This is a genomic window from Pseudomonas gregormendelii, assembly GCF_017114825.1.
Lineage (GTDB): Bacteria > Pseudomonadota > Gammaproteobacteria > Pseudomonadales > Pseudomonadaceae > Aquipseudomonas > Aquipseudomonas gregormendelii.
Genome location: NZ_JADEVO010000016.1, coordinates 61,483 through 74,087 on the forward strand (window position 1 = coordinate 61,483; position 12,605 = coordinate 74,087).

The window sequence follows — 12,605 nt, forward strand, 5'->3', positions numbered from 1 at the left end:
TTCATGCAAAACCGGTACATGCTCTAAAAGCGCGCAGGTTTGCTATGATCCCGGCCCTTCGTAATGGTCTTTCCGAGTAGTCCACATGTCCGATCGCAGTGTTCGCCTTCAAGCTCTCAAGCACGCCCTCAAAGAGCGCATCCTGATTCTCGATGGCGGCATGGGCACCATGATCCAGAGCTACAAGCTCGAGGAGCAGGATTACCGGGGTAAACGCTTTGCAGACTGGCCGAGCGACGTCAAGGGTAACAATGACCTGCTGGTGCTGACTCGCCCGGACGTGATCGGCTCGATCGAAAAAGCCTACCTGGATGCCGGCGCCGACATCCTCGAAACCAACACCTTCAACGCCACCCAGGTATCCCTGGCCGATTACGGCATGCAGGGCCTGGCATACGAGTTAAACGTAGAAGGCGCACGCCTGGCGCGCAAGGTGGCTGATGCCAAGACCCTGGAAACCCCGGACAAGCCGCGTTTCGTCGCTGGCGTGATCGGGCCGACCAGTCGCACCTGCTCGCTGTCGCCGGACGTGAACAACCCCGGCTACCGCAACGTGACCTTCGATGAACTGGTGGAAAACTACACCGAAGCGGCCAAAGGCCTGATCGAGGGTGGCAGCGACCTGATCCTGATCGAAACCATCTTCGATACCTTGAACGCCAAGGCCGCAATCTTTGCCGTGCAGGGGGTGTTCGAGGAGCTGGGCATCGAGTTGCCGATCATGATCTCCGGCACCATTACCGACGCCTCTGGCCGAACCTTGTCGGGCCAGACCACCGAAGCCTTCTGGAACTCCGTGGCCCACGCCAAGCCGATATCGGTTGGCCTGAACTGCGCCCTCGGTGCCAGCGAGCTGCGCCCGTACCTGGAGGAGCTGTCGAACAAGGCAGGCACCCACGTCTCGGCGCACCCGAACGCCGGGCTACCCAACGAGTTCGGCGAGTACGACGAGCTGCCAGCGCAAACCGCCAAGGTCATCGAAGAGTTCGCCCAGAGCGGGTTTCTCAACATCGTCGGCGGCTGCTGCGGCACCACCCCGGGCCACATCGAAGCCATCGCCAAGGCGGTGGCGGGATATGCGCCGCGGCAGATTCCGGACATTCCCAAGGCGTGCCGCCTTTCCGGGCTTGAGCCGTTCACCATTGATCGCAGCTCGCTGTTCGTCAACGTCGGCGAGCGCACCAATATCACCGGCTCGGCAAAGTTCGCCCGCCTGATTCGTGAAGACAACTACACCGAAGCCCTGGAAGTCGCCCTGCAACAGGTCGAGGCTGGCGCCCAGGTGATCGACATCAACATGGACGAAGGGATGCTCGATTCGAAGAAGGCGATGGTGACCTTCCTCAATCTGATTGCCGGTGAACCGGACATCTCCCGAGTCCCGATCATGATCGACTCCTCGAAATGGGAAGTGATCGAGGCCGGCCTGAAATGCATCCAGGGCAAGGGCATCGTCAACTCGATCAGCATGAAAGAAGGCGTCGAGCAGTTCATGCATCACGCCAAGCTGTGCAAGCGCTATGGTGCGGCGGTGGTCGTGATGGCCTTCGACGAAGCCGGCCAGGCTGACACCGAAGCGCGCAAGAAGGAAATCTGCAAGCGCTCCTACGACATTCTGGTCAACGAAGTCGGCTTCCCGCCGGAAGACATCATTTTCGACCCGAACATCTTCGCCGTGGCTACCGGTATCGAAGAACACAACAACTATGCCGTGGACTTCATCAACGCCTGCGCCTATATCCGAGACGAGCTGCCGTATGCGCTGACATCGGGCGGCGTGTCCAACGTGTCGTTCTCGTTCCGGGGCAACAACCCGGTGCGCGAAGCCATCCACTCGGTGTTTCTGTTATATGCGATCCGCAACGGCCTGAGCATGGGCATCGTCAACGCCGGCCAACTGGAGATCTATGACCAGATCCCGGCCGAACTGCGTGACGCCGTGGAAGACGTCGTGCTCAACCGTACCCCGGAAGGCACCGACGCCCTCCTCGCCATCGCCGACAAGTACAAGGGCGACGGCAGCGTCAAGGAAGCCGAGACCGAAGAGTGGCGCGGCTGGGACGTCAACAAGCGCCTGGAGCACGCACTGGTCAAGGGCATCACCACCCACATCGTCGAGGACACCGAAGAGTCGCGCCTGTCGTTCGCCCGCCCGATCGAAGTGATCGAAGGGCCGCTGATGTCCGGCATGAACATCGTTGGCGACCTGTTCGGCGCCGGCAAGATGTTCCTGCCGCAAGTGGTGAAATCCGCCAGGGTGATGAAGCAGGCCGTCGCCCACCTGATTCCGTTTATCGAACTGGAAAAAGGCGACAAGCCCGAAGCCAAGGGCAAGATCCTGATGGCCACGGTCAAGGGCGATGTGCATGACATCGGCAAGAACATCGTCGGCGTGGTCCTGGGTTGCAACGGCTATGACATCGTCGACCTGGGCGTCATGGTGCCGGCGGAGAAAATCCTCCAGGTGGCCAGGGAGCAGAAGTGCGACATCATCGGCCTGTCCGGCCTGATCACCCCGTCGCTGGACGAGATGGTCCACGTAGCCCGCGAAATGCAGCGCCAGGATTTCCACCTGCCGCTGATGATCGGTGGCGCCACTACCTCCAAGGCACACACGGCGGTGAAGATCGAGCCCAAGTACAGCAATGACGCGGTGATTTATGTCACCGACGCCTCCCGCGCCGTGGGCGTGGCGACCCAGTTGTTGTCCAAGGAGTTGAAACCGGCTTTCGTCGAGAAGACTCGCCAGGACTACGTCGAGGTTCGCGAACGCACCGCCAATCGCAGCGCCCGCACTGAACGCCTTAGCTACCCGGCCGCGATCGCCAAGAAGCCGCAGTTCGACTGGAGCACTTACACGCCGGTCAAGCCGACGTTCACCGGTGCCCGGGTGCTGGATAATATCGATTTGAAGGTGCTGGCCGAATACATCGACTGGACGCCGTTCTTCATTTCCTGGGACCTGGCTGGCAAGTTTCCGCGCATCCTTACCGACGAAGTCGTGGGTGAAGCCGCCACCGCGCTTTACGCGGATGCCCGGGAGATGCTGGACAAGCTGATCAACGAAAAGCTGATCAGTGCCCGTGCGGTGTTCGGCTTCTGGCCGGCCAATCAGGTGCGCGACGACGACATCGAAGTCTACGGCGATGACGGCAAGCCGTTGGCCAAGCTGCATCACTTGCGCCAGCAGATCATCAAGACCGACGGCAAACCAAACTTCTCCCTGGCCGACTTCGTGGCGCCCAAGGACAGTGAGATCACCGACTACGTCGGCGGGTTCATCACCACTGCCGGCATCGGCGCCGAAGAAGTGGCCAAGGCTTACCAGGACGCCGGCGACGATTACAACTCGATCATGGTCAAGGCCCTGGCCGACCGCCTGGCCGAGGCCTGCGCCGAGTGGCTGCACCAGCAGGTGCGCAAGGATTATTGGGGTTATGCCAAGGACGAGACCCTCGACAACGAGGCACTGATCAAGGAGCAGTACAGCGGCATCCGCCCTGCGCCGGGCTACCCGGCGTGCCCTGATCACACCGAGAAAAGCACGCTGTTCAGCCTGCTCGATCCTGAAGCCAGCGAAATGCAGGCCGGCCGCAGCGGCGTGTTTCTCACCGAGCACTACGCCATGTTCCCGGCTGCTGCAGTCAGCGGCTGGTACTTCGCCCATCCGCAGGCGCAGTACTTTGCCGTGGGCAAGATCGACAAGGACCAGGTGCAGAGTTACACCTCACGCAAAGGCCAGGAGCTCAGCGTGACCGAGCGCTGGCTGGCACCGAACCTGGGTTATGACAACTAAGATCTATAGATCGCAGCCCACGGCAGCCCGCACAAGCCCGTAGGAGCTGCCAAGTGAAACGAGGCTGCGATCTTTTGATCTTCAAACCCGGATCAAAAGATCCCAGCCTGCGGCAGCTCCTACAGGTCATCAGGCTGCGATCTGTTCTGCTTTGTCTATGCTTACCTTTCTCACACAGGTGAAGAGGGATTTATGGACGATCCGGTCGACAACAAACCGCCGAGCTTCTGGCAGATGCTACACAGCGTCATGGCTGCGGCGTTCGGGGTTCAAAGCGGGAAGAATCGGGCACGCGACTTCACCCATGGCAAGCCCAGTCATTTTGTCATCCTGGGCATCCTGTTCACGGCGGTGTTTGCCTTGACGTTGTTTGCCATCGTCAAGCTGGTGCTGCATCTGGCCGGCATCTGAGATCGCTGTCAGTGCATCAGGGTGTGCATGCTGAAGGGGTACCGGTAAGCCGCCGGGCGGCCTTTTGCCGACAGGCGGCGGAAGTTCACCCGGTAATCGGTCGACGTCTGCATGGCCAGCAGACGCCGGGCCTGTGCCTGATCGACCACTTGCAACAGGGCAAGCATCTGGTCCCGTCCACCTTGCCGGTTCAGGTCTACACCGAGCTCATGGTCATGCAACTGCACCAGCGCCCAACCCCCAAGGGTAAAGTGCCCGCCCATCAACACGCTCAGGCGTCCGTCAACCTTGGCTTGCAACGCCGAAGGCGAGGTATTGACCGCGCTGAACAGTGCGTCCTTGCCGGGGACCCCGCCGGTCTCCGAATACGCCTGCATCGCGCCGAATGCCATTTCGTCATTGGCTGACCACACCAGGCTCACTTTGGGGTAGCGCTGGAACAACATTCGGGCTTGCTCGTACGCCCGCTGCCGGGTCCACCCGCTGTACACCAACTGGCGCAAGCGTACCTGCGGATGTTCGGCCAGGGCGCGATACATGCCTTGCTCGCGTAAATGGGCAGAGGGCGTAATTTTCAAGCCGGAAAAGGCCAGTAAATCGATCACCTGGCCGGGTGCGGCGGGCGGATGCTGGCGGATCAACTCCTTGAGCATCAGGTAGCCGCCCTCCTCATCGTTGGGCACCAGGCTACCCAGCAAGTCCGGACGCTCGCCCAGCAGGCTTTTCTGATTGTCGGTCAGGGACGCGTTGACCATGAACAGCTTGACGCCGCTACCCTGGGCCAGGCGCATGATTTGCGGAGCAACGTATTGCTCGTTGACGAAGATCAGGTAATCCGGACGCTGGGGCCCCTGCAATGCCTCACGGGCTTGCACCACGGTCAATTCCGGCATGCGTTCGCTATAGCGCACCTGCAGGTCGATGCCCAAGTCATCCGCCGCCGCTCGCATGAACTGTGCGTAGGTCACCCAGAAGGTTTCGTTGGTGCCACCGGGACTGAGGAACAGCACCGACTCGGCGCGCGCGGCTGAGCCCCAGGCAGCGCTGAGTGCCAGCAATAGAGTGAAGCAGTACTTGAGCATTGGTCGTCCGGGCCCCGAAAATCGCCGCGCATTATAGCCAGCGAAGCCCGGAAAATCGGTCTTTACCGCATGTTTTGTCCGACAATCGTCGGAATCAGGCCCGGACGAGGCGGTTTATTGATGACTGACCCAGAACACGGCAGTGCCCACGACCAGGATGATCAGGAACAAAATCGCCCAGGCATCAACCGTACTGTCGGGTTTTGAAGCTTTGGTAGGGTTGCTCATTGCATCGCCTCTTGTCGGTTTTATCGGTGATTGCACGAAGACTCGCTCACAGTTAAGACGATGATTGCCCACACCACAAACGCGGGTTTGCTAACAACGATTCTCGTTAGTCGTTTTGGTTCTTTACATATACTCAAACATCACTTTTGCGCATAACTACAAACTGGTATCTTGCCCCGGCTCCGTTGGGAGTGCGCGGCCGTGCGCGCAGAATTGCCGAGGCAGTATCGGACTTCAGCAAGCCCCACATGCAGCTGGAACCGACCGGCCCAAGCCTGAGAACAGGACTTATATGTACGTATACGACGAGTACGATCAGCGGATCATCGAGGACCGCGTCAAGCAGTTCCGTGATCAGACCCGACGCTATCTGGCAGGCGAGCTGAGCGAAGAAGAATTCCGCCCCCTGCGCCTGCAAAATGGCCTTTACATCCAGCGTTTCGCGCCGATGTTGCGGGTCGCGGTGCCTTACGGCCAACTGACTTCGCGCCAAACGCGAATGATGGCCAAGATCGCCCGTGACTATGACAAGGGCTATGCCCACATCAGCACCCGGCAGAACGTACAGTTCAACTGGCCGGCGCTGGAAGACATCCCGGATATCCTGGCAGAGCTGGCCACCGTGCAGATGCACGCGATCCAGACCAGCGGCAACTGCCTGCGCAATGTCACCACCGACCAGTTCGCCGGTGTCGCGTTCGATGAGCTGATTGATCCGCGCCCATGGTGCGAGATTGTTCGCCAGTGGACCACCTTCCACCCTGAGTTCGCCTACCTGCCGCGCAAGTTCAAGATCGCGATCAACGGTTCGACCTCCGACCGTGCCGCCATTGAAGTGCATGATATTGGCCTTGAGCCAGTGCACAACGCGGCCGGCGAGCTGGGTTTCCGCGTGCTGGTGGGTGGCGGCCTGGGCCGTACCCCGGTGGTGGGCGCTTTCATCAACGAATTCCTGCCGTGGCAGGACCTGTTGAGCTATCTCGACGCCATCCTGCGTGTCTACAACCGCTATGGCCGTCGTGACAACAAATACAAGGCGCGGATCAAGATCCTGGTCAAGGCGCTGACCCCCGAAGTCTTCGCCCAGAAAGTCGACGCGGAAATGGAGCACCTGCGCGGTGGCCAGACCACGCTGACCGAAGCCGAAGTGCATCGGGTGGCCAAACACTTCGTGGACCCCGAGTACCAGGCGCTGGACAACCAGAGCGCGGCCTTGGCCGAGCTTGACCAGCAGCACCCGGGCTTCGCACGCTGGCGCACGCGCAACACCCTGGCGCACAAGAAGCCGGGTTACGTTGCCGTGACATTATCGCTGAAACCTACCGGCGTGGCGCCGGGGGACATCACCGACAAACAGCTGGATGCCGTGGCTGATTTGGCCGAGCGTTACTCGTTCGGTCAACTGCGCACATCCCATGAACAGAACATCATTCTGGCGGACGTCGAGCAGAGCCAACTGTTTACCCTGTGGGGTGAACTGCGCGAGCAAGGGTTCGCCACGCCGAACATCGGCCTGCTGACCGACATCATCTGCTGCCCGGGCGGTGATTTCTGCTCCCTGGCCAACGCAAAGTCGATCCCGATTGCCGAATCGATCCAGCGTCGTTTCGATAACCTGGACTACCTGTTCGACATCGGCGAACTGGACCTGAACATTTCCGGTTGCATGAACGCCTGCGGTCACCACCACGTCGGCCACATCGGCATTCTCGGGGTGGACAAGAAAGGCGAAGAGTTTTACCAGGTCTCCCTGGGTGGCAGCGCCAGTCGCGATGCGAGCCTGGGCAAGATCCTCGGCCCGTCCTTCGCCCAGGAAGCCATGCCTGATGTGATCGAGAAGCTGATCAACGTGTACGTCGAACAACGTACCGAAGACGAGCGCTTCATCGACACTTACCAGCGTATCGGCATCGACCTCTTCAAGGAGCGCGTCTATGCAGCGAATCATTAAGAACAACGAAGTCGTCGACGAAACCTGGCACCTGCTGCCCAAGGACTTCAACATCGACGAGATCAGCAACTGCGACGACCTGATCGTCCCGCTGCAGCTGTGGCGTGAACACAGCCGCATGCTCAAGGCCCGCGATGGCGGCCTTGGCGTGTGGCTGGATGCGGATGAAGAAGCGGAAGAAATCGGTGACGACGTGGACCAGTTCCAGGTCATCGCCCTGAACTTTCCCGCCTTCACCGATGGTCGCAACTACTCCAACGCCCGCCTGCTGCGTGACCGCTACGGCTTCAAAGGCGAGTTGCGGGCAATCGGCGATGTGCTGCGCGACCAGCTGTTCTATCTGCGTCGCTGCGGCTTCGATGCCTTCGCATTGCGCGCTGACAAAGACCCGTACGAAGCGCTGGAAAGCCTCAAGGATTTCTCGGTGACCTATCAGGCCGCCACTGACGAACCGCTGCCGCTGTTCCGTCGTCGCTGATGCTGCAAAGGCATGACCCCGCCCGGGACCATGCCTCATTAAGACTGAGCCCTTTCACCTTCAACAAGTGAAAGGGCTCAGTGGCGACAGGGTTACTTACCAGAAGCGTTGTTGAGTCAACCGGCTCCACCAGGTCAGCAGTACCCGGTCGACTGAACCGCTGGCCGCCATGCCGATGCGTTCCTGCAAGCTTTTACGTTCGGCATAGTGCAGGTGGTACAGCTCGGATTTCTTCGCCCGTTCTGCCAGGTACTCGTCGCTGGTCTTGAGTTCGTCGACCAGTTGCAGGTCCAGCGCAGCCATGCCCAGCCAGATTTCGCCGGTGGCGACCTCATCGATGGCCAGTTGTGGGCGGTAACGCGAGACGAAGTTCTTGAACAGCTGATGGGTGATGTCTAGGTCTTCCTGGAATTTTTCCCGGCCCTTCTCGGTGTTTTCGCCGAACACGGTCAAGGTGCGCTTGTATTCCCCGGCAGTCAGCACCTCGAAATCGATGTCATGTTTCTTCAGCAGGCGGTTGACGTTGGGCAGTTGCGCAACCACCCCGATGGAACCGAGGATGGCAAAGGGTGCGCTGATGATCTTCTCGCCAATGCACGCCATCATGTAGCCGCCGCTCGCCGCCACCTTGTCGATGCACACGGTCAAGGGCACGCCCGCATCACGGATGCGCGCCAGTTGCGACGACGCCAGGCCGTAGCTGTGCACCATGCCCCCGCCGCTTTCCAGGCGCAGCACCACTTCATCCTTGGGGGTCGCCAGGGTCAGCAATGCGGTGATCTCATGGCGCAGGCTTTCAGTGGCGGAGGCCTTGATGTCGCCATCGAAATCCAGCACGAAAACCCGTGGCTTGGCCTCGGGCTTGTTCTTTTGCTTTTTCTCGGTCTTGGCCTGGGACTTGCGCAGGGCCTTGAGCTGGTCCTTGTCGAGCAAGGTGTGCTCCAGGCGTTCGCGCAGGCCCTTGTAGAAATCATTCAGCTTGCTGACCTGCAACTGGCCGGCGGATTTGCGGCGACCCTTGCTGCGCAATGCCGCAAAACTGGCCATGACCACCAGAATGGCGACCACCAGTGTCACGGTCTTGGCCAGGAAACTGGCGTACTCTGCAAAAAACTCCACAGCAACTCCTTCATTACTAAGCGCGGCATGAAAACGCACGCGGGGTGGTTACCAGCATACCCATGCGCCGGCCTGTCGGCCAGCCGCGAAACCTGTGGTAACAGGCCTGGAACGAGCATTTCAAACAAGCGTATGTTTTTTCATTGACAGCACACCGTCATCCCCCATAACCTCGCCAGACCTTCAACGTACCGGGATGAAGCGGACGTGGGCAGCATCTATCTGATTCGACATGGCCAAGCCTCCTTTGGTGCAGACGATTACGACGTCCTGTCGCCGACCGGCGTGCGCCAGGCGCAAATCCTCGGCCAGCACCTGGCCGAACTGGGTATCAGCTTCGATCGCTGCCTGGCAGGCGACCTGCGCCGGCAACAGGATACTGCCACCGGCGCCCTCGACCAGTTCGCCGCCTTCGGGCTGCCCGTGCCGATTCTGGAAACCGATGCGGCGTTCAACGAATTCGACGCCGATGCGGTCATCCGCGCATTGCTGCCTGAAATGCTGCCGCAAGAACCCCAAGCCCTGCACATCCTGCGCAACGCCGCGCAGAACCGCGGCGAGTTCCAGCGCATCTTCGCGCTGATCATCGAGCGCTGGCTCGCCGGCACCTATGACACGCCGGGCCTGGAAAGCTGGCTGGGATTTGTCGAGCGCGTCCGCGCCGGCCTGCACCGCATCCTCGAAAGCGCCGACAACACCCAGAAAATCGCCGTGTTCACCTCCGGCGGGACCATCACTGCCCTGCTCCACCTGATCACCCAAATGCCTGCCCGGCAGGCTTTTGAACTGAACTGGCAAATCGTCAACACCTCGCTCAACCACCTGAAGTTTCGTGGGCGCGAGGTGGTACTGGCTTCCTTCAACAGCCATGCGCACCTGCAACTGCTGAAGGCCCCGGAACTCATCACATTTCGCTGAGTCCGGACTATTGTGACCCTGGCTGTAATCACCCAGCTCTAATTACCCAAGAAAGGATCAAACCATGACCTCCGTAGCTGACGCCGTACAAGCAATGAAAGCCAAGTTCAACCCAGCCGCTGCTGCCGGTCTGGACCTGGTCTTCGGTTTTCGCATCGACGACACCAAGAACTTCTCGCTGATCGTCAAGGACAGCACCTGCGAGCTGCAGGAAGGCGAAAACCCGGACGCCCAGGTGACCCTGGTGATGGACGGCGAAACCCTGGAAGGCATCGTCAGCGGCGAAACCGACGGCATGCAAGCGTTCATGGGCGGCAAATTGCGCGCTGAAGGCGACATGATGCTGGCGATGAAACTGTCCGAGCTGTTCCCGGCCTAAGCGATGGGCCCCGAACTTCGGGGCCGCGCTGGCTGCAAACGAATCCCGCCCTTCAAGGCGGGATTTGTCGTTTTTCGCCCCGGTAAAAGGCCGTGCGTGGATTTGCCGGCTATATTCCTTCTGGCCGCCTGCTTCAGAATCTGGCTGCCAACGCTAACTTGCGATGAACCCAGTCCTGTGGAGAGCACTGCCATGAGCCCACCTGACGACCACGACGGATTTAACCGCCGCCGTGTACTGCAAGGCCTTTCGGCAGGTGCCGTCGGTGCCTGGATCAGCCCGCTGTTTGCAGGGAGTAAAACCATGCCCGACGCCCCCGCCGACCTCATCTTGTACAATGGACGCCTGCACACAGTCGATCGCAAGAAGCCCCAGGCCAGTGCCGTGGCGATCAAGGACGGGCGTTTCGTAGTGGTTGGCAGCGATGCTCAGGCCATGGCGTTGCAAGGTCCCGGTACGCAAATCGTCGACCTGCACGGACGCACCGTCATCCCCGGCCTCAATGACTCGCACCTGCACCTGATTCGCGGCGGTTTGAACTACAACCTCGAACTGCGCTGGGAAGGCGTCCCGTCCCTGGTCGATGCCTTGCGCATGCTCAAGGACCAGGCCGATCGCACGCCAACGCCACAATGGGTACGTGTGGTCGGTGGCTGGAATGAGTTCCAGTTCGCCGAGAAACGCCTGCCCAGCATTGACGAACTGAACAAGGCCGCCCCGGATACCCCGGTGTTTGTCCTGCACCTTTACGACCGCGCCCTTCTCAACCGCGCAGCGTTGAAGGTCGTCGGATACACCCGGAACACGCCCAACCCTCCCGGTGGCGAGATCCAGCGCGACGCCAATGGCGATCCAACCGGAATGTTGATTGCTCGACCCAACGCGATGATCCTCTACTCGACCCTGGCGAAGGGGCCCAAGCTCCCGCTGGAATACCAGGTCAACTCGACCCGCCAGTTCATGCGCGAACTTAATCGCCTGGGCGTTACCAGCGCCATCGATGCCGGTGGCGGCTACCAGAATTATCCTGATGATTACCAGGTCATCCAGCAGTTGGCTCGGGACAAGCAACTCACGGTCCGCATCGCCTACAACCTGTTCACACAGAAGCCGAAGGAAGAGCTTGCCGATTTCAAGAACTGGACGAGCACCTCTCGCTACGGCCAGGGCGATGACTTTCTACGGCATAACGGCGCCGGCGAGATGCTGGTGTTTTCCGCAGCCGACTTCGAGGACTTCCTCGAGCCTCGTCCCGACCTGCCGCAAACCATGGAACAGGAACTTGAGCCAGTGGTTCGGCACCTGGTGGAACAACGCTGGCCATTCCGCCTGCATGCCACCTACAACGAATCCATCAGCCGCATGCTCGATGTGTTCGAGAAGGTCAATCGCGATATCCCTTTCGATGGGCTGCCCTGGTTTTTCGATCATGCCGAAACCATTACCCCGCAGAATATCGAACGGGTCAAAGCGCTCGGCGGCGGTATAGCGATTCAGGATCGCATGGCGTTCCAGGGTGAGTATTTTGTCGAGCGCTACGGCGCCAAGGCGGCCGAACACACCCCGCCCATCGCACGCATGCTCGCCGAAGGCCTGCCCGTCGGGGCCGGCACTGATGCCACGCGGGTGTCGAGCTATAACCCCTGGACTTCGCTCTACTGGCTCGTCAGCGGTCGCACCGTCGGGGGGCTGGAGCTGTATCCCCAGGGCCTGAGCCGCGACACCGCGCTGGAACTGTTCACCCATGGCAGCGCCTGGTTTTCTTCCGAACAAGGCAAGAAAGGTCAGATCAAGGTGGGACAACTGGCGGACCTTATCGCCCTTTCAGCCGACTATTTCCACATCGAAGACGAGGCGGTCAAATGGATCGAATCGGTGTTGACGATTGTCGATGGCAAAATCGTGTACGGCACTGCCGAGTTCGGCAAACTCGGCCCCCCGCCAGTGCCAGTGGTGCCTGAATGGTCCCCGGTGGTCACAGTGCCCGGCCACTGGAAACCCCTGGCGCCGCTAACCGCACAGGTTCATCAATGTGTGGGCGCCTGCGCGGTGCACGCCCACAGCCATGAGCGGGCGCGGCTGTCCTCGGCTCCGGTCAGTGATTTCCAGGGCTTCTGGGGAGCGTTCGGGTGTTCGTGTTTTGCATTCTAAGCGACGTTCCAGGTCCCCGTGCATGTGTGACGTGCACTGGGGGCGCCTGGCTTGAGAACACAGTTGCTACAATGCCTGAACCTCCCGCACCG

9 protein-coding genes are annotated in these 12,605 nt (G+C 60.3%); 7 read left to right on the forward strand and 2 right to left on the reverse strand.

The genetic code is table 11. The features are described from left to right. The first annotated feature begins 85 nt into the window (after positions 1-85). Entirely contained in the window at positions 86-3,796 is a 3,711-nt protein-coding gene (gene metH / locus IMW75_RS13195) for a methionine synthase (RefSeq protein ID WP_205892851.1), read from the forward strand. A gap of 192 nt (positions 3,797-3,988) precedes the next feature. After that, the gene (locus tag IMW75_RS13200; RefSeq protein ID WP_045057583.1) at positions 3,989-4,207 is read left to right on the forward strand and encodes a DUF2970 domain-containing protein; all 219 of its coding nucleotides are present in this window, start codon (positions 3,989-3,991) and stop codon (positions 4,205-4,207) included. Positions 4,208-4,215: 8 nt separating this feature from the next. Here the strand turns inward: IMW75_RS13200 and IMW75_RS13205 are convergent, their stop codons facing one another. Next, the gene (locus IMW75_RS13205; RefSeq protein ID WP_205892852.1) at positions 4,216-5,289 is read right to left on the reverse strand and encodes an ABC transporter substrate-binding protein; all 1,074 of its coding nucleotides are present in this window, start codon (positions 5,287-5,289) and stop codon (positions 4,216-4,218) included. A 520-nt stretch (positions 5,290-5,809) separates the two neighbouring features. Between IMW75_RS13205 and IMW75_RS13210 the strand changes: the two genes are divergently transcribed. Further along, positions 5,810-7,468, forward strand: coding sequence for a nitrite/sulfite reductase (locus tag IMW75_RS13210; RefSeq protein ID WP_122840645.1), 1,659 nt, complete (start codon positions 5,810-5,812; stop codon positions 7,466-7,468). Next, positions 7,452-7,946 (forward strand): DUF934 domain-containing protein, encoded by a 495-nt coding sequence (locus IMW75_RS13215; RefSeq protein WP_045057586.1) that lies wholly within the window; start codon positions 7,452-7,454, stop codon positions 7,944-7,946. Before IMW75_RS13210 ends, IMW75_RS13215 begins: the two co-directional genes overlap by 17 nt. 96 nt (positions 7,947-8,042) lie before the next feature. Here the strand turns inward: IMW75_RS13215 and sohB are convergent, their stop codons facing one another. Next, complete coding sequence (gene sohB / locus IMW75_RS13220) at positions 8,043-9,065, reverse strand: protease SohB (protein ID WP_045057587.1); 1,023 nt, start codon at positions 9,063-9,065, stop codon at positions 8,043-8,045. Positions 9,066-9,272: 207 nt separating this feature from the next. Here sohB and IMW75_RS13225 point away from each other — a divergent pair, with 207 nt between their 5' ends. The 3 genes from IMW75_RS13225 to IMW75_RS13235 all read left to right on the forward strand — a co-directional run bounded on the left by IMW75_RS13225 (position 9,273) and on the right by IMW75_RS13235 (position 12,513). Next, complete coding sequence (locus IMW75_RS13225; protein ID WP_205892853.1) at positions 9,273-9,983, forward strand: histidine phosphatase family protein; 711 nt, start codon at positions 9,273-9,275, stop codon at positions 9,981-9,983. Positions 9,984-10,047: 64 nt separating this feature from the next. Next, positions 10,048-10,362 carry an SCP2 sterol-binding domain-containing protein gene (locus IMW75_RS13230; protein WP_008154977.1) on the forward strand — a complete coding sequence of 105 codons (315 nt, stop codon included), beginning with the start codon at positions 10,048-10,050 and terminating at the stop codon, positions 10,360-10,362. 303 nt (positions 10,363-10,665) lie between these two features. Further along, on the forward strand, positions 10,666-12,513 hold the full coding sequence (locus tag IMW75_RS13235; protein ID WP_205892873.1) for an amidohydrolase: 1,848 nt from the start codon (positions 10,666-10,668) through the stop codon (positions 12,511-12,513). Positions 12,514-12,605: the final 92 nt, after the last annotated feature.

Coding starts and splice junctions, on each gene's coding strand:
- metH (WP_205892851.1), top strand. CDS start 86: ATGTCCGATCGCAGTGTTCGCCTTCAAGCTCTCAAGCACGCCCTCAAA.
- IMW75_RS13200 (WP_045057583.1), top strand. CDS start 3,989: ATGGACGATCCGGTCGACAACAAACCGCCGAGCTTCTGGCAGATGCTA.
- IMW75_RS13205 (WP_205892852.1), bottom strand. CDS start 5,289: ATGCTCAAGTACTGCTTCACTCTATTGCTGGCACTCAGCGCTGCCTGG.
- IMW75_RS13210 (WP_122840645.1), top strand. CDS start 5,810: ATGTACGTATACGACGAGTACGATCAGCGGATCATCGAGGACCGCGTC.
- IMW75_RS13215 (WP_045057586.1), top strand. CDS start 7,452: ATGCAGCGAATCATTAAGAACAACGAAGTCGTCGACGAAACCTGGCAC.
- IMW75_RS13230 (WP_008154977.1), top strand. CDS start 10,048: ATGACCTCCGTAGCTGACGCCGTACAAGCAATGAAAGCCAAGTTCAAC.
- IMW75_RS13235 (WP_205892873.1), top strand. CDS start 10,666: ATGCCCGACGCCCCCGCCGACCTCATCTTGTACAATGGACGCCTGCAC.